This is a genomic window from Rhodococcus maanshanensis NBRC 100610, from assembly GCF_001894865.1.
In the GTDB taxonomy this organism is placed as follows: Bacteria; Actinomycetota; Actinomycetes; order Mycobacteriales; family Mycobacteriaceae; genus Rhodococcus_G; species Rhodococcus_G maanshanensis.
The window spans coordinates 1-24999 of record NZ_BCXA01000031.1; the positions used below are offsets into that span (position 1 = coordinate 1).

At 70.0% G+C, this 24999-nt stretch carries 24 protein-coding genes and 1 riboswitch; of the genes, 15 read left to right on the forward strand and 9 right to left on the reverse strand.

The features are described from left to right. A partial coding sequence (locus tag RM1_RS15780) for an arabinosyltransferase (RefSeq protein ID WP_072752648.1) occupies positions 1 to 2270 on the forward strand: 2270 nt, incomplete at its 5' end. A 21-nt stretch (positions 2271 to 2291) separates the two neighbouring features. On the opposite strand, the gene RM1_RS15785 is transcribed toward RM1_RS15780, so the two are convergent. The 3 genes from RM1_RS15785 to RM1_RS15795 form a co-directional block, all read right to left on the reverse strand. Beyond that, positions 2292 to 3440 (reverse strand): carboxylate-amine ligase, encoded by a 1149-nt coding sequence (locus tag RM1_RS15785; RefSeq protein WP_072752650.1) that lies wholly within the window; start codon positions 3438 to 3440, stop codon positions 2292 to 2294. A gap of 92 nt (positions 3441 to 3532) precedes the next feature. Further along, positions 3533 to 4036, reverse strand: a complete 504-nt coding sequence (locus RM1_RS15790) for a DUF6328 family protein (RefSeq protein WP_072752773.1) — start codon at positions 4034 to 4036, stop codon at positions 3533 to 3535. A 15-nt stretch (positions 4037 to 4051) separates the two neighbouring features. Beyond that, positions 4052 to 4252 carry a hypothetical protein gene (locus RM1_RS15795; protein ID WP_072752652.1) on the reverse strand — a complete coding sequence of 67 codons (201 nt, stop codon included), beginning with the start codon at positions 4250 to 4252 and terminating at the stop codon, positions 4052 to 4054. A 191-nt stretch (positions 4253 to 4443) separates the two neighbouring features. Between RM1_RS15795 and RM1_RS15800 the strand changes: the two genes are divergently transcribed. The 3 genes from RM1_RS15800 (at position 4444) to RM1_RS15810 (ending at position 7110) form a co-directional block, all read left to right on the forward strand. Next, positions 4444 to 4632 (forward strand): ChaB family protein, encoded by a 189-nt coding sequence (locus tag RM1_RS15800; protein ID WP_072752654.1) that lies wholly within the window; start codon positions 4444 to 4446, stop codon positions 4630 to 4632. 88 nt (positions 4633 to 4720) lie between these two features. Continuing rightward, positions 4721 to 5578, forward strand: a complete 858-nt coding sequence (map, locus tag RM1_RS15805; protein ID WP_072752656.1) for a type I methionyl aminopeptidase — start codon at positions 4721 to 4723, stop codon at positions 5576 to 5578. Continuing rightward, positions 5575 to 7110 carry a cobyric acid synthase gene (locus RM1_RS15810; RefSeq protein ID WP_072752658.1) on the forward strand — a complete coding sequence of 512 codons (1536 nt, stop codon included), beginning with the start codon at positions 5575 to 5577 and terminating at the stop codon, positions 7108 to 7110. Before map ends, RM1_RS15810 begins: the two co-directional genes overlap by 4 nt. Before the next feature lie 16 nt (positions 7111 to 7126). On the opposite strand, the gene RM1_RS15815 is transcribed toward RM1_RS15810, so the two are convergent. From RM1_RS15815 to RM1_RS15825, 3 genes are read right to left on the reverse strand one after another with little or no spacing between them, the layout of a single operon-like run. Next, complete coding sequence (locus RM1_RS15815) at positions 7127 to 7876, reverse strand: ABC transporter permease (protein ID WP_072752659.1); 750 nt, start codon at positions 7874 to 7876, stop codon at positions 7127 to 7129. After that, a complete protein-coding gene (locus RM1_RS15820; RefSeq protein ID WP_072752661.1) occupies positions 7873 to 8778 on the reverse strand; it encodes an ABC transporter ATP-binding protein in 906 nt (301 codons plus the stop codon). Before RM1_RS15820 ends, RM1_RS15815 begins: the two co-directional genes overlap by 4 nt. Further along, positions 8775 to 9137: a GntR family transcriptional regulator gene (locus tag RM1_RS15825; protein ID WP_072752663.1), complete on the reverse strand. Its 363-nt coding sequence runs from the start codon at positions 9135 to 9137 to the stop codon at positions 8775 to 8777. Before RM1_RS15825 ends, RM1_RS15820 begins: the two co-directional genes overlap by 4 nt. A gap of 116 nt (positions 9138 to 9253) precedes the next feature. Between RM1_RS15825 and RM1_RS15830 the strand changes: the two genes are divergently transcribed. Further along, positions 9254 to 9820 carry an alpha/beta fold hydrolase gene (locus RM1_RS15830; protein WP_072752665.1) on the forward strand — a complete coding sequence of 189 codons (567 nt, stop codon included), beginning with the start codon at positions 9254 to 9256 and terminating at the stop codon, positions 9818 to 9820. A 68-nt stretch (positions 9821 to 9888) separates the two neighbouring features. Here RM1_RS15830 and mtr read toward each other — a convergent pair whose 3' ends face one another. Further along, positions 9889 to 11262 (reverse strand): mycothione reductase, encoded by a 1374-nt coding sequence (mtr, locus tag RM1_RS15835; protein WP_072752667.1) that lies wholly within the window; start codon positions 11260 to 11262, stop codon positions 9889 to 9891. Next, entirely contained in the window at positions 11259 to 12257 is a 999-nt protein-coding gene (locus tag RM1_RS15840; RefSeq protein ID WP_072752669.1) for an alpha/beta hydrolase, read from the reverse strand. The genes mtr and RM1_RS15840 overlap by 4 nt, the downstream gene beginning before the upstream one ends. Positions 12258 to 12375: 118 nt before the next feature. Between RM1_RS15840 and mqo the strand changes: the two genes are divergently transcribed. The 8 genes from mqo (at position 12376) to RM1_RS15880 (ending at position 21650) form a co-directional block, all read left to right on the forward strand. After that, on the forward strand, positions 12376 to 13920 hold the full coding sequence (mqo, locus tag RM1_RS15845; protein WP_072752671.1) for a malate dehydrogenase (quinone): 1545 nt from the start codon (positions 12376 to 12378) through the stop codon (positions 13918 to 13920). Between the two features lie 12 nt (positions 13921 to 13932). Further along, positions 13933 to 14403: a GNAT family N-acetyltransferase gene (locus RM1_RS15850; protein WP_072752673.1), complete on the forward strand. Its 471-nt coding sequence runs from the start codon at positions 13933 to 13935 to the stop codon at positions 14401 to 14403. Between the two features lies 1 nt (position 14404). Further along, positions 14405 to 14559: riboswitch (adenosylcobalamin (AdoCbl) riboswitch) on the forward strand. A gap of 11 nt (positions 14560 to 14570) precedes the next feature. Next, the gene (locus RM1_RS15855) at positions 14571 to 16511 is read left to right on the forward strand and encodes a magnesium chelatase subunit D family protein (RefSeq protein WP_072752675.1); all 1941 of its coding nucleotides are present in this window, start codon (positions 14571 to 14573) and stop codon (positions 16509 to 16511) included. A 22-nt stretch (positions 16512 to 16533) separates the two neighbouring features. Beyond that, positions 16534 to 17154, forward strand: a complete 621-nt coding sequence (gene cobO, locus RM1_RS15860; protein WP_072752677.1) for a cob(I)yrinic acid a,c-diamide adenosyltransferase — start codon at positions 16534 to 16536, stop codon at positions 17152 to 17154. Then, the gene (locus RM1_RS15865) at positions 17148 to 18539 is read left to right on the forward strand and encodes a cobyrinic acid a,c-diamide synthase CobB (protein ID WP_245816375.1); all 1392 of its coding nucleotides are present in this window, start codon (positions 17148 to 17150) and stop codon (positions 18537 to 18539) included. Before cobO ends, RM1_RS15865 begins: the two co-directional genes overlap by 7 nt. Further along, on the forward strand, positions 18532 to 18897 hold the full coding sequence (locus RM1_RS15870; RefSeq protein ID WP_072752679.1) for a cobalamin biosynthesis protein: 366 nt from the start codon (positions 18532 to 18534) through the stop codon (positions 18895 to 18897). Before RM1_RS15865 ends, RM1_RS15870 begins: the two co-directional genes overlap by 8 nt. A gap of 36 nt (positions 18898 to 18933) precedes the next feature. Then, positions 18934 to 20160, forward strand: a complete 1227-nt coding sequence (gene cobA / locus RM1_RS15875; RefSeq protein WP_072752681.1) for a uroporphyrinogen-III C-methyltransferase — start codon at positions 18934 to 18936, stop codon at positions 20158 to 20160. Between the two features lie 86 nt (positions 20161 to 20246). Continuing rightward, entirely contained in the window at positions 20247 to 21650 is a 1404-nt protein-coding gene (locus RM1_RS15880) for an MFS transporter (RefSeq protein ID WP_083576763.1), read from the forward strand. A gap of 62 nt (positions 21651 to 21712) precedes the next feature. Here RM1_RS15880 and RM1_RS15885 read toward each other — a convergent pair whose 3' ends face one another. Then, on the reverse strand, positions 21713 to 22849 hold the full coding sequence (locus RM1_RS15885; protein WP_072752685.1) for an epoxide hydrolase family protein: 1137 nt from the start codon (positions 22847 to 22849) through the stop codon (positions 21713 to 21715). 84 nt (positions 22850 to 22933) lie between these two features. Here RM1_RS15885 and RM1_RS15890 point away from each other — a divergent pair, with 84 nt between their 5' ends. Both RM1_RS15890 and RM1_RS15895 read left to right on the forward strand, forming a co-directional pair. Then, positions 22934 to 23599 (forward strand): TetR/AcrR family transcriptional regulator, encoded by a 666-nt coding sequence (locus RM1_RS15890; RefSeq protein WP_072752687.1) that lies wholly within the window; start codon positions 22934 to 22936, stop codon positions 23597 to 23599. Positions 23600 to 23651: 52 nt separating this feature from the next. Beyond that, positions 23652 to 24983, forward strand: coding sequence for an alpha/beta hydrolase (locus RM1_RS15895; protein WP_169922330.1), 1332 nt, complete (start codon positions 23652 to 23654; stop codon positions 24981 to 24983). Positions 24984 to 24999: the final 16 nt, after the last annotated feature.

Consider the following 24999-nt stretch of genomic DNA (forward strand, 5'->3'; position numbering starts at 1 on the left):
GGCTGCCCGCGCTTATCGCGGGCATCGTGACCTGGCTGGTGCTCAGCCGTGAGGTGGTGCCCCGCCTCGGCGCGGCGGCGCGTGCCAACCGGTTGGCCCTGTGGACCGGCGGGCTGGTCTTCCTCGCCGTCTGGCTCCCGTACAACAACGGGCTGCGCCCCGAACCGGTTGTCGCGGCGGGCGTGCTGCTGACCTGGTGCTCGGTCGAGCGCGCCATCGCCACCCGACGGCTGCTCCCCGCCGCGGTCGCGATCCTGGTCGCCGCCATGACCCTCTCGGTCGGACCGTCCGGGATCATCTGCTTCGCCACGCTGATCGCGGGCCTGCGCCCCATCGCCCAGATCGTCGTCGCCCGCGCGAAGACGGTCGGCTACCTCGCGCTGTTGCTGCCCCTCGTCGCGTCGGGCACCGCGATCCTGGCGGTGATCTTCGCGGGCCAGACACTGGCGGCGGTCTTCGAGATGCAGCGCGTGCACGAGGTCGCGGGGCCGAACATGAAGTGGTTCGACGAGTACCTGCGTTACCAGTGGTTGCTGAACATCTCGCCGGACGGATCGCTGGCCCGGCGGTTCGGCATCTTCCTCATGATCCTCGGGGTGGCAGTGAGCATCCTGGCGATGCTCCGCAAGGGCGGCCGCATCCCCGGTATCGCGGCAGGACCGGCGCGACGGATCCTCGGGATCACCCTCGGCGCCATGGTGTTGATGATGTTCACGCCGACGAAATGGACGCACCACCTCGGGATCTACGCCGGACTGGCCGGGGCGGTGGCCGTGCTGACCACGGTCGCCGTGAGCGTCCACGTGCTGCGGTCGCCCCGCAACCGTGCGTTGTTCGCAGCGGCGGTCCTGTTCGTGCTCACCATGTCGTTCACCGGCAGCAACGGCTGGTGGTACGTCTCGAGCTACAGCGTGCCGTGGTGGGACAAGCCGGTCTCGATCGGCGGACTCGGCGCGGGCACCGTTCTGCTCGGCGCCACGATGGCGATGCTGCTCGTCGCGGTCTGGTACCACGTGCGAGAGCCGCACTCCGGCAACGGTTCGCGGGAGGGCGGCCGACTCTGGGCCATGCCCCCGCTCACCGTCGCCGCCGCCGCGATGGTGCTCTTCGAGGTTCTCTCGCTCGCCAAGGGCGCCGTGGCGCAGTACCCGGCGTACTCCGTCGGCCGTGCGAACTTCAACGCGCTCGGCGGCCAGGTCTGTGGTCTCGCCAACGACGTGCTGGTCGAGACCGACCCGAATGCCTCCATGCTGCAACCGCTCTCGGGTAGCCCCGCGACCGCACTGGCCGGGCCGGGCACTGTCGGCTTCGAGCCGAACGGTGTCGCCGCCGACCTGAGTGCAGACAAGGAATCGGCCTCGGTCACGGCGAACTCGGTCGACTCGAACACCGACCAGGCGAAGACGGGCAACGCGGCGGGAACGGCAGGCGGGGCCGGGCGGGTCGGCATCAACGGCAGCGCGGTTGCCCTCCCGTACGGCCTCGACCCGGCGACCACGCCGGTGCTCGGCAGCCATCAGGCCGGCGACACCCCCGCCCTGACGACCGGCTGGTACCGGCTCCCGCCCGCGGGTTCCGACGGTTCGAGGGGCGACCTCATCTCCATCGCCGCGGCAGGCCGGATCCGATCCGTCGACGCCGACGGAATCGTCACGGAGGGGCAGAACCTCGTGGTCGAGTACGGAACCGGGCAGGGCGACGGCACGGCGGTCGCCCTCGGCGCGGTGGCCCCGCTCGACCCGGGCCCCGCGCCGTCATGGCGGAACCTCCGGGTCCCGCTCGACGCGTTGCCTGCCGAGGCCGACGTGGTCCGGATCGTCGCGTCCGACAACGACCGGGATCCGGAGCAGTGGCTCGCGGTGACCCCGCCGCGGGTGCCCCTGACCCAGACGCTCAACTCGGTGGTGGGGTCGCAGACGCCCGTCCTGGTCGACTGGTCCGTCGGACTCGCGTTCCCGTGTCAGCGTCCGTTCGACCATCACGACGGTGTGGCCGAGATCCCCGAATACCGCATCCTCCCGGACCGGGTCGGCGCCATGACGACGAACCTGTGGCAGGACCACTTCGGCGGCGGGCCGCTCGGCTGGACCCAGATGCTGCTGACGGCCAGGACCATCCCGTCCTACCTGGATCAGGACTGGGGCCGGGACTGGGGCGAGATCGAGCAGTTCACGCCGCTGGACCCGACCGCCGATCCCGCGACCCTCGACGTCACCACCACGCCGCGATCCGGGCTGTGGACCCCGGGGCCGATCAACACCACGTTCTGACGCGGGACCGCCTGCCGGCGGTCACGTCGCCGGTTGGGGCCCGCAGCTCAGGAGTGTTCGTTCCGTCGCGGATCGGACGACCTCCTCGACGCTGTGGCTCGAGGCCAGCCTCCGGCGCTGCCAGACCGCGCCGTTGCCGTGCGCGAGTTGGTGTTTGAGCGCGGACTCGACCCACGGGAACTCGCCGAGCTCGTCCAGCGCATCGTGCACGTGGTCGAGCAGCAGTTCCAGCTGGCGTGCATAGGGGACGGGGCTGGAGGTGCGCGGGTCGAGGCCCTCCCCGGTCAGGCCGTCCCTCGCGGCGATCCAATTGGCCACGCGCAGCGTCTCGAGTCCGACATCGGGCGGCATGTCGCCGCGTTCGACCGATCGCGTCGCCGTCATCACCAGGGCGCGAACCAACGTTGCCAGCAGGACGGTCTGGTCGACTGTCGGCATCACGTCACCGACCCGCACCTCGACGGTGGGCAGGTGGGATGAGGGACGGATGTCCCAGTAGATCATTCGCTCGTCCAGCAGGCTGCCGCTGTCGACCAGCATCGCGACGAACGAGTCGTAGCGCTCTGCCGAGGCGAAGAGGGGCGGCGGCCCCGAGACCGGCCACCGCGACCAGAGGATCGTGCGCCAGCTCGAGTAGCCGCTGTCGGCTCCCCGATGCAGGGGTGAGTTGGCGCTGAGGGCCAGCAGTGCGGGCAGCCAGGACCGGACGTGGTTGCAGACCTGGACGCCGGTCTCGCGGTCGTGGACGTCCACGTGGACGTGGCATCCGCAGATGCCCTGCTCGAGCGCGAGCGTCCCGAAGCGGCGCGCCATCCGCCGATAGCGCTCTGAATCGCTCACCGGCATGCGGGACGGTCCGAGGGGTGGGGTCCCGGCCGCGAGCAACCTGCTCCCGTTGCGGGCCGCGGCGTCGGCGGCGGTCGCGCGCATCGCGAGCAGGTGCCTGCGCAGCCCCTGACTGTCCCAGCACACCGGCGAGTTCGTCTCGACCTGACACTGCGAGAGCTCGAGCTGGAGGGGGACCCCGAGTTCCGTCGCCGTCGACACGACCTCCGCGTTACGCATCTGCGGTTGTCCCGTTGCTGGATCCACCAGCAGGAACTCCTCTTCGACCCCCACCGACGGATACACAGGAAAATTCATGCCGGACTCACGCTGATCGGACCCCATCTCAGATCCATGAGCGACGAACGCCCGAGGCGATCGCCCGATATGTCCAATTCAAACATGTGGGGTCAGGCGGTGGAAGTGGCCGACGCGGGTCAGTCGCGCCGATAGCGCAACGGAAGCACGATCCAGAAGTAGCCGAAGGCGAACGCGGCGCAGCCGCCTGCGATCGCGCCGACGATGGGGTCGACCACCGTTCCGACGATCAGCATGACCACTCCGGTCAGCGTCAGTCCGAGCAGGACCAGGCCCCACAGTTCGAGTCGGTGCGCGGACGCGACGAGGGTGCCCAGCTTTCGCCGCCGGAAGAGGATCCGATGCATACCAACCGGGGCGATCAGGAGCACGGTGGCCGCGATCGAGAGGAGCACCGTCGCCAGGTACACGCATTGTTCGTAGGTGGACAGCTCGCCGAATCGCTCCTGGAACGGGAGGATCAGCAGAAATCCGGTCAGCAACTGAACGCCGGTCTGCACGACACGGAGTTCCTGGAGGATGCTCGCCCAGTTACGGTCGAGCCGCTCCGTCTCCGTCTCGTGGCGTGCTTCTCTGTTCCACTCCGCGTCCCGTTCCGGGTGGTCGGCCGCGTCGTGGCCCATCGTCATTCTCGAAGCCTACGACGCCCGAGATCGCTGGGAGGCGTCCTCCGCGCAGCGGCAGCCGAGCGGGACGTCGGCGCAGTCCAGGACCAACGGATGCCGCATCAGGGCCAGGTCGGCGCAGTGCTCCTCGGTGCACTCGGCCGGGTCGGTGCGGTGCACGATCAGGGTTCCGTGGCAGTGGTCGAGCGAGTCGGCACACGCGGCGCAGGCCATGGGTGGTACCTCCGGGTCGGGGCGATCGGAATCCTGCCTCTGTTGGTACCACCTGTCGCCGACAGCGCGGGGATTCCCCTGGCGTGTCAGTCGACCGGAGAAATCGGGCCTGCCGCTTTCGCGGAGCCGCCGATGGGGCGGACAATCGAGGGACAAGAAATGAGGCCTCGACCACCGAAGGAGGGGCAGCGGTGAACCGGACCGAGCTCCCACAGACAGTGCGGCGATCGTCCAAGGAGGCGCAGGCGGCCTTCGCGGCGGCACGCGACACGGCGATCAAACGGTACGGGGAGGGCGAGGACGCCGAGCGTGCGGCGTACGGCGAGCTCAAACACCATTTCGAGTTGGAGGTCGATCACTGGGTGCCCAAACAGGGTTGACCTCGGCGCTACCGGGTCCGCGTCGCGGTGAGACCGCGACGCGGTGCGTCTGATCCTGTGCCGACGCGGTGCGTCTACCCTTGTCCGTATGTCAGTTCGCACCCAGCTCAGCCCCGGAACCGTCTCCGCGACGCTCGCCGTCCCCGCCAACATCGAGCGGCCGGAATATGCGTGGAAGCCGACCGTCAACGAGGGCAACGAGCCGTGGGTGCAGACGCCGGAGACCATCGAGGCCATGCGGGTGGCGAGCAAGATCGCCGCGCAGGCCCTGCAGGAAGCGGGCAAGGCGGTCGCGCCAGGCGTGACGACCGACGAGCTCGACCGCATCGCGCACGAGTACATGATCGACCACGGTGCCTATCCGTCCACGCTGGGCTACAAGGACTTCCCCAAGTCCTGCTGCACCTCGCTGAACGAGGTCATCTGCCACGGCATCCCCGACTCGACGGTCATCCAGGACGGCGACATCGTCAACATCGACGTCACCGCATACATCGGCGGGGTGCACGGCGACACCAACGCCACCTTCCTGGCCGGTGACGTGTCCGAGGAGAACCGCCTGCTCGTCGAGCGCACCCGCGAGGCGACGATGCGTGCCATCAAGGCGGTCAAGCCCGGCCGCGAGCTCAACGTCATCGGCCGGGTCATCGAGGCCTACGCCAACCGCTTCGGCTACGGCGTGGTGCGCGACTTCACCGGCCACGGCATCGGCGAGACCTTCCACAACGGGTTGGTCATCCTGCACTACGACCAGCCGAACGTGGACACGATCATCGAACCGGGCATGGTGTTCACCATCGAACCGATGATCAACCTGGGCACCGTCGACTACGACATCTGGGACGACGGCTGGACCGTCGTGACCAAGGACCGCAAGTGGACGGCCCAGTTCGAGCACACCATCGTCGTCACCGACACGGGCGCGGAAATCCTCACGCTGCCGTGAAGGGTGCGCTGCTCGTCGCCGGAACGACCTCCGACGCGGGCAAGAGCGTGCTGGTGGCCGGGCTGTGCCGGATGCTGGCCCGGCGCGGGGTGTCGGTTGCGCCGTTCAAGGCGCAGAACATGTCCAACAACTCGGTGGTCACCCTCGACGGCGGCGAGATCGGGCGGGCGCAGGCGCTGCAGGCGCGGGCCTGCGGGCTCGAGCCGAGCGTGCGCTTCAACCCGGTGCTCCTCAAGCCGGGCAGCGACCGCACCTCCCAGCTGGTGGTCCGCGGCCGGGCGGTGACGAACGTGGGGGCCCGCGACTACATCGAGCACCGGGAGTGGCTCAGGGGCGTCGTCGGCGACGAATTGGCCTCGCTGCGAGCGGAATTCGACGTGGTGATCTGCGAGGGCGCCGGCTCGCCCGCCGAGATCAACCTGCGCGCGACGGACCTCGCGAACATGGGGCTGGCCCGGGCGGCGTCGCTTCCGGTGATCGTCGTCGGGGACATCGACCGCGGGGGCGTGCTGGCACACCTGTTCGGCACCCTCGCCGTGCTCTCGCCCGAGGACCAGGCGCTGATCGCCGGGTTCGTGGTCAACAAGTTCCGTGGCGACGTGGGGCTGCTGGAGCCGGGTCTGGTCCAGCTGCGGGAGATGACCGGGCGGCCGACCCTCGGGGTGGTGCCGTTCGCCGAGGGACTGTGGATCGACGCCGAGGACTCGCTGTCCACGGTCGTGGACGCCCCGGTCGGCAGGCCTGCCGCGCCCGCGGGCCAGGGATGGCTGCGGGTGGCCGCGGTGCGACTGCCGCGGGTGTCCAACGCGACCGACGTGGAGGCGCTGGCCTGCGAACCGGGCGTCTCGGTGCACTGGGTCGGCGAGCCGTCGCGGTTGCAGGATGCCGACCTGGTGGTGATCCCCGGCAGCAAGTCCACCGTCTCGGACCTGGCCTGGCTGCGGTCGAGCGGGATCGCGGACGCGCTGCACGCGCGCGCCGAGGCCGGGCTGCCGATCCTCGGCATCTGCGGCGGATACCAGATGCTCGGCCGCACCATCGTCGACGACGTCGAATCGGGCGCGGGGACGGTGCCCGGGTTGGGCCTGCTGGACATGGAGATCGAGTTCGCGCCCGAGAAGGTGCTGCGGCAGGTCGCCGGGACCGCCGACTCGGTTGCGGTGTCCGGCTACGAGATCCACCACGGCCGCGTCGTCCGCAACGCGGACCCGCCGCTGCTGCGCGGCGCGGACGGCGATCCGGAGGGCAGCGTCCGGGGGCAGGTGTTCGGCACCCACTGGCACGGTCTGCTCGAGTCGGACGAGTTCCGCCGCGGGTTCCTGACCCGGGTCGCGGCCGTCACCGGGCGGCAGTTCACGGTCGCGCCCGACACCTCGGTGGCGGCGGAGCGGACCGCGCAGTTGGACCTGCTGGCCGACCTGGTGGAGCGGCACCTCGACGTGGACGCGATCGGGGAGCTCATCGATGGCGGTGCGCCGCGGGATCTTCCGGTGATCACCCATGGCCGCGCGGCGGTGGACCCGGCCCGCTGACCGCCGGCTCAGTCCGTCACGGGGTCGCCCGACGCAGCGCCAGCCAGGCGATGGCCGTCGCGATCGCGGTCGCGGCCAGGGGCAGCGCCACCAGGGGGAGTACCCGCGGTGAGTCGACGAACCAGTCGCCCACCGCGGACCACCACCCCGCCCAGGTGACCAGGATCGCGGCGAGACCACCGAGGCCGAAGACGCCGACGCCTGCGGCCAGCAGGCCGGTGGCCCGCCAGCGCTGATAGATCGCGCCCGCGGCCATGGCGACCGCCGTCGTCAGCAGCAGGGTCGAGAAGATGGTCAGGAACTGCAGGAGCGGGTTGTCGGTGAGGTATCGGGCCAGCCCGAACATCCGCATCCACACGCCCCAGCCGTCGGTCGCGGCCTCCACGACCGAGAGCAGGTAGAGCGTCGCGGCGAACACCGCGGACTGGGCGAGCGCCAACAACGCTGTGGCGGAGAAGAACTCGCGGCGGGTCACGCTCATGCCGAGCGTGAAGGGGAAGGTCTGGGCCATCGCCTGCAGGTAGAACGCCAGCACGAACCCGAAGACCGAGAACACGCTGCCGGTGAAGCCCTCTTCCTGATCGTTGTCGATCAGGAAGTAGATCGTGTAGCTGATCAGGAAGGAGGTGGCGAGGATGCCGACCGGCCAGGCGATCAGCAGCGGCCATGCCACGGTGTGCACTCGGAGCACGGCGCCGATTCGGGAGCCGGACTCCGGCTGGGTTCTCGACGATGTCGTCGTCACGTCGACGGTCTGCGTGGTCATGCGGTGATCTCCCTGGCTCCTGTGGTGGTCGCGATGACGAGGTCCTGCATCGACACCGGTTCGAGCTCGACGCCCGCAGCGCGCAGCCCGGCGCGTTCCGGCTCGGTCGCCGAGCGCTGGACCGTGGCGCGGACCTGCGAACCGAGCGATTCGCGATGCAGCACCCTTGCGCCTGCCGCGAAGGCGTCGACGGCCTCCGCCGGCCCGGTGGCGACCACGGCCCGGCTGCGCAGCTCGTCGGCATCGTCGTCGACGATGATCCGGCCGCGGTCGACGACGATGACGTGCTCGAGCAGATTGCTGACCTCGTCGATGAGGTGCGTGGACAGCACGATCGTGCGCGGGTGTTCGGCGTAGTCGGCGAGAAGTCGGTCGTAGAACAGGTGTCGGGCCACGGCGTCGAGGCCGAGGTACGGCTCATCGAACAGGGTGAGCGGGGCCCGCGCGGCGAGCCCGATGATCACGCCGAGCGTGGATTTCATCCCCCTGGACAGCTTCTTGACCTTGCGGCCGAGGGGGAGTTGGAAGTCGTCGAGCAGTCGGTCGGCGAAGTCGCGGTCCCAGCAGGGCATCAGGTGCCCGGCGGCGGTGAGCACGTGCTTGACCCGGAGGTCGTCCACGTACGTCTGACTCTCCTTGATGAAGCAGATGTTCCTCAGGACGCGCGCGTTCTCGAACGGCGTGTCCCCGAGAACCGTTACGTCGCCGGACGTCTGGGTGTCCTGCCCGGTCAGTATCTGCATCAGGGTGGTCTTGCCCGCGCCGTTTCGGCCCAGCAGGCCGTAGATCTTGTCGGGTTCGATGGTGAGGGAGATGTCGTCGAGCGCGGTGACGTCGCCGAAACGCTTGCTCATGCCGCGAACCGACACGATCGGTTCCGGATCGAGGGCGGTCACGGTCATCTGATTTCCTCCCGGTTGTCGAGCATGGACTTGAGTTCGGTGATCGACATGCCGAGCTTGTCGGCCTCCGCGATGAGCGGGTCGATGTACTGGCGCACGAAGTGCTCGCGGCGCCGGAATCGCAGCGCGTCCCGCGCGCCGATCGTGACGAACATCCCGATCCCTCGCTTCTTGTAGAGAATCCCCTCGGCCACGAGCTGTCCGAGCCCCTTCGCCGCGGTGGCGGGGTTGATCCGGTGGAATGCGGCGAGCTCATTGGTGGAGGGAACCTGTCCGTCCTCCGGCAGGGATCCGTCGATGATGGAGTTCTCCACGAGCTCGGCGATCTGCTGAAAAAGCGGCCTACCGTCGTCGTTCACCGGAACCGCCGCCCGCAAGGCTCACTGGTTCATTACTCATGTAATGAACCATAGAGCTGACGGGTGCGGTGCGCAACTGATGGTCGGCGGAGCTGCATGGCGTACCGTCCGTAGCCATGGAATTGACGCAAGTTCCCGTCGGGGAGGGCACCTACACCGTTCGCGTCGACGGCCCCGAGAGCAGGCACACCGTGCTGCTGCTCCCGGGTGCGGGGGAGTCCGCATCCGTGTTCGACGCGGTGTGCGAGAGACTGCACAACTCCGACCTGCGCACGGTCGTGCCCGAGTCGATCGAAGGACTCGACGAGACCGGTGCGATCGCGTTGCTCGACGCGCTGAAGCTGCCGTGGGTGAACCTCGCGGGCAACCGCGAGGGTGCCGCGATGGCCTGGCTTCTCGCCGCCAAGACCTTCGGTCGGTTCGCGAGTCTGGTCGTCGCGGACTGCCCGCACCCCGCGGTGCCGGATCTCGACGGCGTCGTACGTGAGTCCGGTTGTGCACCAGTGGAAATGCCGACGACGCTGCTGATCCGGAACTCGCTGGGCCGGCCGATGGCCGACACCAGCGGTCGGCACGTCTACTCCGATTTCCGGGTCGTCCAGCTCGACGGTGTCGACTCGGTGCCGCAGGGCGCGGCCGCCGAGATGGCCACCGAGATCGTGCTCCGCACCAGCAGCTGGTAGGCGCTCCGCGCCCGTGCGCGGTTGACGAGTCCCTGGACTCGTCAACCGCGCACGGGCGGCGCAGCCGCCTATTCCAGGCCGAGCAGGGCGTTCTCGACAACCTCGGGCAGGCCAGGGTGAATCCAGTACTGGCCCCTTGCCATGTCCTGCGCGCTCAGCCCGAAGCTCATCGCCTGGATCAGCGGCTGGATCACCGTCGGCGCCTGCGCGCCGATGACGTGGGCGCCGAGCAGCCGGCCCGTGCCGCGCTCGGCGATCACCTTGCACAGGCCCTCGGTGTCCTCCATCGCCCAGCCGTAGGCGACGTCAGAGTAGGTCTGCACCTTCACCGTGATGTCGAGGCCCTGATCGCGGGCCTGCTCCTCGGTGAGCCCGACCTCCGCGATCTGCGGGTCGGTGAACACCGCCGCGGGTACGAACCGGTGATCGGTGCGGACCAGGTCGGCGCCCTCCGCCCACGCGTTGCGCAGCAGGTTCTCCTGCACGACCCGGGCCTCGTGGTTCGCCACGTGCTTGAGCTGATAGGGCGAGGACACGTCGCCGAGCGCGAACACGCCCTCCGCGGTGGTGCGCTGGAACCGGTCCACCAGCACCCGTCCCTCGTCATCCACGTCGACCCCCGCGTTCTCGGCGCCGAGCCGGTCGCCGTTCGGGGCCCGCCCCACCGCGACCAGCAGGGTGTCTCCGGTGACGACGCTGCCATCCGTCAGTTCCACCTCCACGTGGCCGTCGTCGCCCCGCACGGACCTAACCGGATTGCCCAGTCGCACATCCCATTTCTCGCGCGCGAGGGCGGTGAAGTGTGCCGAGATGTCGCCGTCGAGGTGTCGCAGCAGGCGGTTGCCGCGGCCGATGATGGTGACCTTGCTCCCGAACGCGGAGAAGACGTGCGCGAACTCGGAGGCGATGAAGCCGCTGCCGATGATCACCAGGTGCTCGGGTAGCTCCGGCAGCCGCATGATGTCGTCGTTGGTGTAGTAGCGGACGCCGCTGCGGCTCACCACCTCCGGGATGATCGGCCGCGATCCGGCCGCGATCACCACCTGGTCCGCGGTGATCACCTCGCCGGTCCCGGTCTCCAGGCGTCGCGGTCCGATGAACCTCGCGTGGCCGGAAAACAGTGTGGTGCCAGGACTCTCGTCGCGCCGATAGCGTTCGCCGCCCGCGGAGATGGGATCGATCCGGTCGAACACCCGGCTGACGATGTCGGGCCAGCGCACCTTGTCGATGCGCGAGTCGATTCCGTACCTGCTCGAGTGCTCGATGGTGCGGGCGACCTCGGCGGCGTAGACGAACATCTTGGTCGGGATGCAGCCGACGTTCAGGCAGGTGCCGCCGAAGACGCCGTCCTCGAGCAGCGCGACCCGCATGTCGGCGTACCGGTCGTCGAGAATGGTGTTGCCGGAACCGGATCCGATGATCGCGAGATCGAAGTGGCTCATGCGCCGTGTCCGTGCAGCCAGGTCAGCCACAGGTCCACCTCGTCGAAGGCCTGCTTGCGCGGGACCTCGGTGGAGAGGAAGACGTCGTGCCGGGCGCCCTCGATCGGCACGATCGTGGTGCGGTCGCCGAGGCAGCCTGCCCAGCGGGCGATCTGCCTCACGTCGAGCACCAGGTCGGCCTCGTCGGACTTGGCGGTGTACCGGGAGGAGTAGTGCGTCTTCTGGGACCGCAGGATCAGCGAGGGGACCCCGACGTCGAGCCCGCGGTGCAGCTTCGCGTGCCCCTGCCGGATGGCCCGCAGCCAGCCGAAGGTCACCGGGAACCCGGTCAGCGGCTTCCACTCGAGGTCGTAGTCCCATTCGCCGCTCGCGCCGACGTGCAGGCTGCGCCCGTAGACGTCGATCGGCGGCTGCTTGACGGCGAGCCGGTTCTTGACCCGGCCGACCGCCTTGACGGCCACGGTGCCGACGGTGCGGAGATAGGACGGGCCCTGCAGGTCGAACCACGGGCTGTTGAGGATCAGTCCGGCGATGCCCGCGCCCGCGCTGCCGCCCGGCTGCTTGTTCAGCCGGTCGAGCCACAGCGGCAGGATCAGCCCGCCGGTGGAGTGCGCCACCAGCAGAACGGTGCCCCCGCCGATCTGTTCGCGCACCAACGCGAGCGCGCGGCCCAGTTCCTCGTCGTAGAGCGCGAGATCGGTGACGAAGTGCGGGGTCTGGCCCTGCTTCAGCGAGCGGCCGCATTTGCGCAGGTCCAGGGCGAAGAACGAGTAGCCCTGGTCATGGAAGTGCTCGGCCATGTGGTGCTGGAAGAAGTAGTCGGTGAAGCCGTGCACGTAGAGCACGGCCCGCGCGGGCGTGCGGTCGATCCCGCCCTCGGGCTGATACCGGACCAGTGTGGCGTCGATCTCACCTTCGCCGTCGGGATCGATTCCGAGTGGGATGGTCAACTGCTGATATCCGTCGCCGAGGACGTCGGGAGCCCAAGTAGTCACAGATCACAATGTAATGCGCAGGAATGCCCCCCGCAGTGGCGCACAATTGGGTGAGGTGAACGACGCGTATACGCGCGGGTAACCTATCCGCTGCAGTCGGCGCGACTGCCCACTGCCAATGGACAAGGAAGTCGATTTTCCAGTGTCAGACAACAACGCGGTAGAGACCAAGGCCGATGTAGTGCTCGTGGGTGCGGGCATCATGAGTGCGACCCTCGGAGCCATCCTGCGGCAGCTGCAGCCGGACTGGTCGATCAGCGTGTTCGAGCGGCTCGATGCCGCCGCCGCGGAGAGCAGCGACCCGTGGAACAACGCGGGCACCGGACACTCTGCTCTGTGTGAGCTCAACTACACCCCCGAGAACAAGGACGGCTCCGTCGACATCGCCAAGGCGATCACGGTCAACGAGCAGTTCCAGGTCTCCCGGCAGTTCTGGGCGCACGCGCTCGAACAGGGCATCCTCACCGCCCCCAAGGAGTTCATCAACCCCATCCCGCACGTGAGCTTCGTGCACGGGGCGGACAACGTGAAGTACCTGAAGGCGCGCTACGACGCCCTCGCCGGACACACGCTGTTCAACGGCATGGAGTACACCGACAGCGCGGACGAGTTCGCCCGCCGCCTGCCGCTGATGGCCAAGGGTCGCGACTTCTCCGACCCCATCGCCCTGAACTGGACCGAGGGCGGCACCGATGTCGACTTCGGCGCGCTGACCAAGCAGCTGCTCAACCACGTCGCCTCCTCCGGCGGCACCGTGCACTTCGGTCACGAGGTCACCGGCATCAAGAAGCAGTCCGACGGCAGCTGGACGCTCAAGGTGCACAACCGTCGGACCGGCGGCCGCAAGACCGTCAAGGCCAAGTTCGTCTTCGTCGGAGCCGGCGGCGGCGCGCTGCACCTGCTGCAGCAGTCCGGCATCAAGGAGGCCAAGGGCTTCGGCGGCTTCCCCGTCAGCGGCGCCTTCCTGCGCTGCACCAACCCGGAGCTGATCGATCAGCACCGCGCGAAGGTGTACGGCAAGGCGGCCGTCGGTGCCCCGCCGATGTCGGTGCCGCACCTCGACACCCGCGTCATCGGCGGAAAGCCGGGCCTGCTGTTCGGCCCGTACGCCGGTTGGTCGCCGAAGTTCCTCAAGGAGGGCCGGGTCACCGACCTGCCCGGGTCGGTCAAGCCGAACAACCTGCTGTCCATGCTCGGGGTCGGCGTTTCCGAGCTCGGCCTGGTCAAGTACCTGGTCAGCGAGCTCGCGAAGAACGCGGAGGGTCGCATCGAGACCATGCGCGAGTTCGTCCCCGAGGCGCTCGGCGCCGACTGGGAGCTGATCACGGCGGGCCAGCGCGTCCAGGTGATCCGCCGCGACAAGCGCAAGGGCGGCGTGCTCGAGTTCGGCACCGCGGTCATCAGCGCCGCGGACGGCTCGATCGCCGGTCTGCTCGGCGCCTCGCCCGGCGCCTCGACGGCGGTCCCGGCGATGCTCGACGTGCTCAAGCGTTGCTTCGCGGACCGGTTCGCCTCGTGGGAGCCGCAGCTCAAGCAGATGGTGCCCTCGCTCGGCGTGAAGCTCTCCGACGACAAGTCGCTGTTCACCGAGGTCTGGGACTGGTCCAGCCGCGTGCTCGAGCTCGACACCGAGGTTCAGGAGACCGCCTCCGCCGCGGTGTGATAGTCACACCGTATGACGGCAACAGCGGCGCTGCACCGTGCCTGGGCGCTCGATCTGGACCTCCGCACGCTCTATGACCTGCTGAGACTGCGGGTCGACGTGTTCGTCGTGGAGCAGGCCTGCCCGTACCCGGAACTCGACGGGCGGGACCTGCTCCCCGGCACCAGGCACCTGTGGATCGAGCAGGACGGTCAGGTCGTGTGCACGCTCCGCCTGATGGAGGAGCACGACCGCGGCACCTCGTACCGCATCGGACGGCTCTGCACCCGGGCGGATGCGCGGGGGCACGGGCACACCACCAGGCTGCTGCGCACGGCGCTGGCGGAGGTCGGGTCGGCGCCGTGCAGGCTCAGCGCGCAGAGCCACCTGGTGGACATGTACGCCAAGCACGGGTTCACGCCCGACGGCGACGAGTTCATCGAGGACGGGATCCCGCACGTGCCGATGCGGCGCGGTGGCGGCGAGCCCTGGCGCGAGGTCTAGAGTCAGCATCCGTAGTTCCCTGCCGCGGGGAAGTCCTGTGTGAACCAGGCACGGTCCCGCCACTGTGATGGATCCGGCCACGTCCGGATCCGGAGTCAGATCGCCGCGGCAGCGGGTCAAGGTCCGAACCCTCGGCGTGGACACCGGGGAGTGAAGGGAAATTCGCTGTGGCACAAGCTGGTACCGGGTCCGAACCGGGCTTTCCGTTCAGTGCGATCGTCGGTCAGGACACGCTCCGGCTCGCCCTGACCCTCTGCGCCGTCCACCCCGGCATCGGGGGCGTGCTGGTGCGCGGCGAGAAAGGTACCGCGAAGTCGACGGTGGTGCGCGCGCTCGCCGCGCTGCTGCCACCCGTCGACGACGGCAACGGTGGCAGGCCCGCCAGGCTGGTGGAGCTGCCGGTCGGCGCCACCGAGGACCGGGTGGTCGGGTCGCTGGACCTGGAGAAGGTGCTGCGAGACGGGGAGCGGGCCTTCCAGCCCGGACTGCTGGCCGCGGCCCACGACGGCGTGCTCTACGTCGACGAGGTCAACCTGCTGCACGATCACCTCGTGGACGTGCTGCTGGACGCCGCCGCGATGGGGCGCGTGCACATCGAGCGCGACGGCGTCTCCCACTCCCATCCCGCGCGGTTCGTCCTGGTGGGGACCATGAACCCGGAGGAGGGCGAACTCCGCCCGCAGCTGCTCGACCGCTTCGGCCTTGCCGTCGACGTGGCGGCCTCGCGCGAGGTGGACGTCCGCATGCAGGTGGTGCGCAGGCGCCTCGACTTCGAGGCCGACCCCGCCGGATTCGCGGCCCGGTACGCCGACGAGGATTCGGCGCTGGCCCGCCGCATCGCCGCGGCAAGGGCCGCCCTGCCCGCCATCGAACTCAGCGACACCGAGCTGCGCCGCATCGCCGCGTTGTGCGCGTCGTTCGATGTGGACGGCATGCGCGCCGATCTGGTGCTGGCCCGCACCGCCACCGCGCACGCCGCCTGGCGCGGCGCGGCGGCCGTCGCGGAGGAGGACGTGCGGGTCGCCGCCGAGCTGACGCTGCCGCACCGGCGCCGCCGCGACCCGTTCGACGAGCCGGGCCTCGACCCGCAGCAGCTCGAGGACGCGATGCGGGACGCCGCCGAGCAGGCGAACCAGCCCGAGCCGGAGCCCGAGCCCGATCCCGACGGACCCGGCGGCGGCGCGCCCGAGCCCGAGTCCGACGGGGCCGCGTCCCCCGACGGTGCCCAGCAATCCGCGGAGCCGAGCGAGAGCGAACAGCCCGGCCCGGTTCGTGCCCCCGAACGCCCGGCCGCGGCGCCCTCGGCGCAGTTCAAGACCCGGCTGCTGACCATTCCCGGTGTCGGCGAGGGCGCGCCGGGTCGGCGTTCGCGTTCGCGCTCTGCGCAGGGCCGGACCGTGCGGCCGACCACCGAACCGGGCCGCGGTCTGCACCTGGTCGGCACCCTGTTCGCGGCCGCCGAGCACCAGGTCGCCCGCGGACGGCGGGACGGCCGGATGGTGTTGGCGCCCGGCGACATCCGAGGAGCGCACCGCGAGGGCCGCGAGGGCAACCTGGTGGTCTTCGTGGTCGACGCGTCCGGTTCGATGGCCGCGAGGGACCGGCTCTCCGCGGTCACCGGCGCCGTCGTCTCGCTGCTGCGCGATGCCTACCAGCGCCGCGACAAGGTCGCGGTGATCACCGTGCGAGGCGCCGCCGCCGAGCTGGTGCTGCCGCCCACCTCGTCCGTCGACGTGGCGGTCCGGCGACTGCGCTCGTTGCGCACCGGCGGCAAAACCCCACTGGCGCAAGGATTCCTGAAGGCCCGCGAGGTGGTGCTGCGGGAGAAGGTGCGCGACCCCCAGCGTCGGGCGATGGTGGTCGCGTTGACCGACGGCCGCGCGACCGGCGGAGTCGACCCGGTCCATCGCGCCCGGGTGGCCGCGACCCTGCTCGCGGGCGAGTCGGTGGCCTCGGTTGTGGTGGACTGCGAGTCCGGCATGGTGCGCCTCGGCCTGGCCCGTGACCTGGCGACCGCGCTGCGGGGTGCCTACATCCGGCTCGGCGAGCTCTCGGCGGAGCAGGTGGCGGGCGTCGTCCGGGCCGGCACCGCGAAGCTCGCGGCCTAGAACGGAAAGAGGAGTAAAGACGATGCCCAAGGGTGTACCGCTTCCCGAGAACGTCCCCGACGACGGCCTGACCACCAGGCAGCGCCGCAACGCGCCCGTGCTGGCCGTGCACACGGGTCCGGGCAAGGGGAAGTCGACCGCCGCGTTCGGGATGGCGTTGCGGGCCTGGAACCAGGGCTTCGACATCGGGGTGTTCCAGTTCGTCAAGAGCGCGAAGTGGAAGGTCGGCGAGGAGTCGGCGTTCCGCGCGCTCGGCGAGCTGCACGAGTCCACCGGCGTCGGGGGACCGGTGCAATGGCACAAGATGGGCGAGGGCTGGTCCTGGACCCGCAAGAAGGGCGAGGACGAGGACCACGCCCGCGTCGCGCTGGACGGCTGGCGTGAGGTGGCCCGCCGGATCGCGAACGAGGAGCACAAGTTCTACGTCCTCGACGAGTTCACCTACCCGCTCAAATGGGGCTGGGTGGACGTCGACGAGGTGGTCGAGGTGTTGGGATCGCGGCCGGGGAACCAGCACGTGGTGATCACCGGAAGGGATGCGCCGCAGGCCCTGATCGACGCGGCCGACCTCGTCACCGAGATGACCAAGATCAAGCACCCGATGGACGCAGGACGCAAGGGCCAGCGGGGCATCGAGTGGTGAACGCCGTTCCGGCGGTGGTCATCGCCGCACCCGCTTCCGGTAGCGGAAAGACCACCGTCGCAACGGGTCTGATCGGTGCCCTGCGTGCGGCGGGTGATCGGGTGGCGCCGTTCAAGGTGGGGCCCGACTACATCGACCCGGGCTATCACGGCCTCGCCGCTGGGCGGGTCGGACGCAATCTGGACCCGGTGCTGGTCGGCGCGGACCGGATCGGCCCGCTGTACCGGCACGGCAGCGCGGGCTGCGACATCGCCGTCGTCGAGGGCGTGATGGGCCTGTTCGACGGCAAGATCGCGGACCCGGCGCCGGAGGGCGCCGCGGAGGGGTCGACGGCCCAGGTCGCCGGGTTGCTCGGTGCCCCGGTGGTTCTCGTCGTCGACGCCCGCGGCCACAGCCAGTCGCTGGCCGCGGTGCTGCACGGGTTCGCGACCTTCGACAGCGGCGTCAGGATCGGCGGGGTGGTCCTGAACCGGGTCGGCAGCGAGCGGCACGAGCAGGTGCTGCGTCAGGCCTGTGATCGGGTCGGGGTGCCGGTGCTCGGGGTGGTGCCCCGGCTCGCGGAGTTGGCGGTGCCCTCCCGGCACCTCGGCCTGATCACCGCGGTCGAGCACGGCAGGGCCGCCACCGACGCGGTCGACGCGATGACCGAGCTGATCGCCCGGCACGTCGACCTTTCCGCGGTGCGGGCGCTGGCCCGTGCGAGCGTCGCGGCACCGGCATGGGATGCCGTGGACGAGGCCGGTACGGACGAGCAGGGACCCGCCCCCGTGGTGGCGCTGGCGGGCGGCTCGGCGTTCACGTTCGGCTATGCCGAGCACCGCGAGTTGCTCGAGGCGGCGGGCGCCCGGGTGTGCACCTTCGACCCCGCCGTCGATCAGCTTCCCGACGGCGCGGCCGCGTTGGTGCTGCCCGGCGGGTTCCCGGAGGAACACGCGCCCGAGTTGGCGGCGAACATCCCGCTGCTCACCACCGTCCGGGAGCTGGCCCGCCGGGGTATGCCGATCCATGCCGAGTGCGCGGGCCTGCTTTACCTGGCGCGCCGCCTCGACGGGCACCCGATGGCGGGGGTGATCGGCGTGGATGCGGAGTTCGGCAAGACGCTGACGTTGGGCTACCGGGAGGCCGTTGCGCTGGGGGAGTCGGTGCTGTTCGAGCCGGGGACGCGGGTGGTCGGTCACGAGTTCCACCGGACCCGGCTGGAGTCGGCGTCGGTGGACGGCTGGGCCCCGGCCTGGGGCTGGCGGGCGGCGGGGACGTCGGCGCGGGAAGGTTTCGCGGGCGGCGGTGTGCACGCCTCCTACCTGCACACCCATCCCGCGGGGAACCCGGCCGCCGTGCGCCGGTTCGTCACTGCGGCAAGAGCTTTCGAGGCCGCCAATGGGTGATCTGGTGGTGGGCATCGGTGCCCGCGACGGGGTGGACCCCGACGCGGTGCTGGCCGCGATCAGCGCCGTCGTGGACGACCCGACCGAGCTGCACGCGCTGGCCACCCTCGAGCGCAAGGCCACCGAGTCCTCGATCGCCACGGCGGCGGCCGAGCTGGGTGTGCCGGTGCTCGGGTTCACGGCCGACGAACTCTCGGCCGTGGACGTACCGACACCGTCGGGACGGGTCGCGGCCGAGGTGGGGACGCCGAGCGTCGCCGAGGCCGCGGCGGTCCTCGGTGCGGGCGGCGGCGACCTGCTGGTGCGCAAACGCGCCCGAAATGGCGTCACCGTGGCGGTCGCCCGTAATGTTTGGTAGCCCGAGGACCCCGACATCCCAGTCAAGGAGTGTGAAGTGCCAGCAGCGGCCGGAGACGAGCCCAACTACCTCGTAGGGCTCAACCTGACCGATCGACGGGTTGTCGTCGTCGGCGGCGGCACCGTCGCGCAGCGGCGCCTCGGCCTGCTCGTCGCCTGTGGGGCGCGGGTACACGTGGTCAGCCGCGCCGTCACCCCCGCCGTCGAGGCGATGGCGACTGGTGGCCAGATCACCATCGACCTGCGCGCGTACGTCGACGGCGACCTCGACGGTGCCTGGTACGCGATCGCCTGCACCGACGAGCCGGACACCAACGCCGCCGTCGTCGCCGAGGCGGAGCGGAGCCGCATCTTCTGCGTCCGCGCCGACAGCGCCCGCAACGGCACCGCCGTCACCCCGGCGAGCGCCTCCTTCGACGGACTCGAGCTCGGCGTGCTGGCGGGCGGCGACCACCGCCGCTCGGCCGCGGTGCGCACCGCGCTCGTCGAGGCCCTGCAGTCCGGTGGCGTGGTGGATGTCGCCGAGCCGCACGCGCCCGGCGTCGCGCTGGTCGGCGGCGGACCCGGCGACCCGGACCTGATCACCGTCCGCGGTCGCCGGTTGCTGGCCCGCGCCGATGTCGTGGTCGCGGACCGGCTGGCCCCGCCGGAGCTGCTGGCCGAGCTCGGCCCGCAGGTCGAGGTCATCGACGCCGCGAAGATCCCGTACGGCCGCGCCATGGCGCAGGAGGCGATCAACGCCGCGCTGATCGACGGCTACAAGGCGGGCAAGTTCGTGGTCCGGCTCAAGGGCGGCGACCCGTACGTGTTCGGCAGGGGCTTCGAGGAGCTGCAGGCCTGCGCGGCGGCCGGGGTGCCGGTCACCGTGGTACCGGGCATCACCAGCGCGATCGCCGTGCCGTCCGCGGCCGGGATCCCGGTGACCCACCGCGGCGTCACCCACGAGTTCGTCGTCGTCAGCGGGCACATCGCCCCCGACCACCCCGATTCGCTGGTGGACTGGTCGGCGCTGGCGAAACTGCGCGGCACCCTGGTGTTGCTGATGGCGGTGGAGCGGATCGAGAAGTTCGCCGCCGTGCTCACCGAGGGTGGCAGGCCCGCCGAGACGCCGGTGACCGTGATCCAGGAGGGCACGACGCGCGCCCAGCGGGTGTTGCGCGCCGATCTGGCGACCGTCGCGGCCCGGGTCCGCGAGGAGAACATCCGCCCGCCCGCGATCATCGTGATCGGGCCGGTCGCGGGCCTGACCGCCGACGCGCAGTAACCTGGGCGACCGTGCCTGACTCCACTGTCGTGAAGTACCCCGTGACCACGCGAGCCTTCGGTCTCGCCATCGTCGTCCTCGGCGGTATGCAGCTGATGATGGTGCTCGACGGGACCGTCGCGTCGCTGGCCCTTGCCCGGATCCAGCAGGACCTCGACCTCAGCGACGCGGGCCGGAACTGGGTGATCACGTCGTACGCGCTGACCTACGGCGGCCTGATGCTCCTGGGCGGACGGCTCGGCGACGCGTTCGGACGCAAGCGGGTCTTCATCGGCGGCGTGGTGCTGTTCACGGTGGCCTCGCTCGTCTGCGGACTCGCGACCGGCGAGATCTCGCTGATCGCGGCGCGTGCGCTGCAGGGCGTCGGTGCGGCGATCGCGTCGCCGACGGCGCTGGCCCTGGTGGCGACGACGTTCGCGCCCGGCCCGGTCCGCAACCAGGCGATCGCGATCTTCGCGGCCATGACCGGCGTCGGCTCGGTGACCGGACTGATCGTCGGCGGCGCGCTGACCGAGGTGTCCTGGCGCTGGATCTTCCTGATCAACGTGCCGATCGGCCTGGTGATCATCGCGCTCGCCTTCCGTTCGCTGGTGGAGACCGGCGCCGAGCGGCTCAAGCTGGACGTGCCCGGCGCGGTGCTCGCGACCCTGGGCTGCACCGGCGTGGTCTTCGGGTTCACCGAGGGCGCGGAGATGGGCTGGACGAGCGCGCCGGTGGTCGCGGCGCTGGTCGTGGGCCTGGGCATGCTGGCGGCGTTCCTGATGGTCGAGCGCAAGGCGGAGAATCCGCTGCTGCCGTTCTCGCTGTTCCGGAACCGGAACCGGGTGGCCACCTTCATCGCGATCGCACTGGTCGGCGCGGTGATGTTCAGCCTGGCGCCGTTCGTGGCGCTGTTCGTGCAGGACATCCTCGGGTACAGCCCGCTAGCCGCGGGCATGGCGTTCGTGCCGTTCGCCTTCGGCCTCGGCGCCGCCGCATTCGTGGCGTCCAAGCTCGCCGTCCGCGTCCAGCCGCGGTGGCTGATCGTCGCGGGCACGGTCCTGACCACGCTCGGCCTGCTGTACGGCTCCACGCTGGACACCTCGGCGACGTACATGGGCAACCTGTTCATGCTGGTGGTCGGCGTCGGGTTCGGTGTCGGCCTCGCCGTGGTGCCGCTGCCGCTGTGTGCGATCGCGGGGGTGGGGCAGCACGAGATCGGCCCGCTGTCCGCGATCGCCCAGGTGGCTCAGGTGCTCTTCGGCCCGATCGGGCTGGCGATCGTCGGGGCGATGGCCACGTCCAAGACACTCTCGCTCGGCGGCACCTCCGGCGTGGCGTCGACCATGAACGCGAATCAGCTGTTCGCACTCAGCGAGGGCTACACGACCGCCCTGCTCGGCTGCGCGATCTTCGCCGCCCTCGCCGCCGTCGTGGCCCTGTTCATCCGGTTCACCCCGCAGCAGGTCGCCCAGGCGCAGGCCGCGGAGAAGGCGGCCCAGGAGTCGTAGGCGACGTGCCTCGGAGGTGTTCCTTGCGGGGAACACCTCCGAGTGCGTGACCAGACGTTCGGTCACGCCAACTGGGCGAAGAACTGGCGGATGTCGCCGACCAGGATCTCGGGTGCCTCGTGTGCGGCGTAGTGCCCGGCTGCATCGTTCGCGCCGCCGCTCGGCCCGGCGGTGTCGTAGGAATTCCAGCTGATGATGTTGCTGTGGTCGCGCTCGGCGAACCGGCGGATCGACTGGAAGTCACCGGCGAACATCGCCAGACCCGTTGGTGTGGTGGTCGGCGTGGTCGGGTGCTCGGTGGCGTGGGCATCCTCGTAATAGAACCTGGTCGAGGAGCCGGCGGTTCCGGTCAGCCAGTAGATCGCGACGTTCGCGAGGACGAAGTCTGCATCGAGGCCCTCGCCGAAAAGCTGCGCGTTCCATGCGAGTAGCCCGACTGGCGAGTCGGCGAGGGCGAACGCGAGGGTCTGCGGCTGCTGGCTGTGCAGCGTGTTGAACGCCATCTTGTTCGTGTGGAACCACTGCAGGTGCTCGAGGGCGGCCTGGTCGGCCTCGGAGAGTCCCTCGAATTCGGACGGATCGCCGGAGGGGAACGAGAACAGCTGGGTGACGTGCACGCCGACAACGTTCGACGGGTCGAGGCGGCCGATCTCGGGCGCGATCATCGACCCGCCGTCGTTGCCGACCGCGCCGTAGGACTGGTAGCCCAACCGGTGCATCAGCTCGATCCAGGCCTGCGCGGTGCGGTACCGATTCCAGCCGGTGCTGCGGGTGGGCCCGGAGAAGCCGAAGCCGGGGATCGACGGGATCACCAGGTGGAACGCGGGTGCGTCGGGGGACTCCGGTTCGGTGAGCGGGGCGATGACATCGAGGTACTCGACGATCGACCCGGGCCATCCGTGCGTCAGCACCAGCGCGGTGGCGTCCGGCCGTGACGACCGGATGTGCAGGAAGTGGATGTCCTCACCGTCGATCTCGGTGACGAACTGCGGGTACGAGTTGATCCTCGCCTCGAGGGCCCGCCAGTCGAAGCCTTCGAGCCATCGGGCGGCGAGCGCGCGGACCCGGTCGTTCGGCACGCCGTACGAGTCGGCGACGCCCGGCAGTTCGTTCGGCCACAAGGTGCGGCGCAGCCGGTCGTGCAGGTCGTCGAGCTGGGCCTGCGGGACGTCGACGGTGAAGGGGCGGATGTCGTTCACGGCTGCTCCTAATTAGAACGGAATGTTCGGTTCCGTTAGAACGTAACAGATCAGATCATTCCGTTCCAGTGTTATCGTCGGTTCATGCCGAGATCGACTGAAAGCGCAGTTCCTAAGGGTCGGACCGGTCTGCCGGGACGCAAACAGGAGGCGGCCCGCAACGACGGAGTCATCCTCGAGGCGGCGCGGGAGGTGTTCCTGGCTGATCCGAAGGCGCCCATCACCGCAGTGGCCCAGCGGGCCGGTGTCGGGATCAGCGCGCTCTACCGTCGGTATCCGGGCAAGGAGGACCTCCTGCGCACGCTGTGTCACGACGGCCTGCGTCGCTACATCGTCGAGGCGGAGAAGGGGCTCGAGGATGCCGACGCGTGGCGCGGACTGACCGGATTTCTCGAGAGGGTGGTCGACGCCGATGTGCACTCGTTGACGGTGCACCTGGCTGGGGCGTTCACCCCGACCGAGGAGATGGGCCACGACGCCATGCGCTCCCACGAGTTGACCGCCGCCCTCGTCGAACGGGCGCACGCGACGGGGAGATTGCGTGCCGACATCGTCACCCTGGATCTCGGGCTGCTCCTCGAGGGGTGTGCCGCCATCCGGATTCCGGACCAGGAGCGCACCCGGCAATTGCGCCGCCGTCACCTCGCTCTGCTCGTCGACGGTCTCGCCGCGAGCGGTGATCTGCCCGGCCCGCCACCGCAGGCGGGGGAGTTCGGGTCGCGGTGGAACCGGGAGGCGGGCGGCGCGTAACAACCGTCCAGTACGGCGCGACGAACAGGCCATGAGGGGGAGAGGACCTGCGATGACGGTCGAGCCACGTGAATCGGCACCGCCGACGAAGGTCCGCAGTCGGTGGCGTATCGCCCTTGGGGTGGCGATCATCGCCGTCGGAGTCGTGGTGGCGGTCATCGTCGGAGCCGTCGCGGTGGGCCTGGTGGCGCTCGTGGTTGACACCCCCGCGCTGTTCCTCGGCGCGGGACTGGTGGTCGTCGTTGCCCTCTGCTTCCTGATGAGCTGGTGGGGATTTCGGTTGACGGGGGCGCGTCGGACGAAGGTGGGCGCGGCCGTACTGAGCGCGGCGGTCGGCGTCGCGATCGCCGCGGTGGCAGCATCGACGATTCTCAGTCCGTTCCCCGCTCAGCCGGATGCCGCGGCCCCCTCGGCCGTCCGGTACTGGGACCTGCCGACGGGGTCGCGAATCGTCTACGTCCACGCCCCGGCCGCCGAACTCCCGACCCCGAAACCGCCGGTGATCTTCGTCCACGGAGGGCCGGGAACCCCGGGTGAGGGAATTCCGGTCGGCGGCGACGAACTCGCCGCCAAGGGATTCGACGTCTACGCCTACGACCAGGTGGGGGCGGGCCGCTCGACCCGATTCGACGATGTCACCGAATACACCGTGCAGCGCCAGGTGGACGATCTCGACGCGATCAGGCGAGAACTCGGTGCCGAGCAGCTCATCCTCGTCGGACGTTCCTGGGGTGGATCGCTGACGGCGCAGTACATCGCAGCGCACCCCGATCGGGTCGCGAAGGCCGTCTTCGTCGCGCCAGGGGCGATCTGGCCGACGGCCTTCCCCGATGGTGTGGGCGAGCCCTGGCGCGAGATGGATCCCGCCCGGCAGGCCCGTTACGACGAACTGATGGGCAACCCACGCATTCTCACCCAGTCATTGCTGATGGGCGTGAATCCCGATGCGGCGCATGCGTTCGTCCCCGACGCGGAAGCCGACGCGTGGATGCACGAGGTCGCCCTCACCGGACGCGACGGGGCCTCGTGCTCACGCGAGGTCACCACGCCACCCCACAACAACCTGCAGGGCTTCTACGTCAACCAGATGACGACCGCCGATTTCGATTCCATCCCGGACCCCAGGCCGGCCCTGACGCAGGCGCAGGTTCCCGTCCTGGTCATGGCGGCCCAATGCGACTTCCTGCACTGGCCGGTCTCGCGCGAGTACCGCGACACCTTCCCGAACTCCACGCTGGTGGACGTCCAGGGTGCCGGCCACGGGGTCTCGACGGACCAGCCCGAGGTCTACACGGGTCTCCTCGAGACCTTCCTGAGCGATCAGCCCCTTCCGCTCCCGGCCTACACCTCCATGGATCCGCCGCCCGGACGCTGGACCAGCTGATCGGATGGCCGGCGGG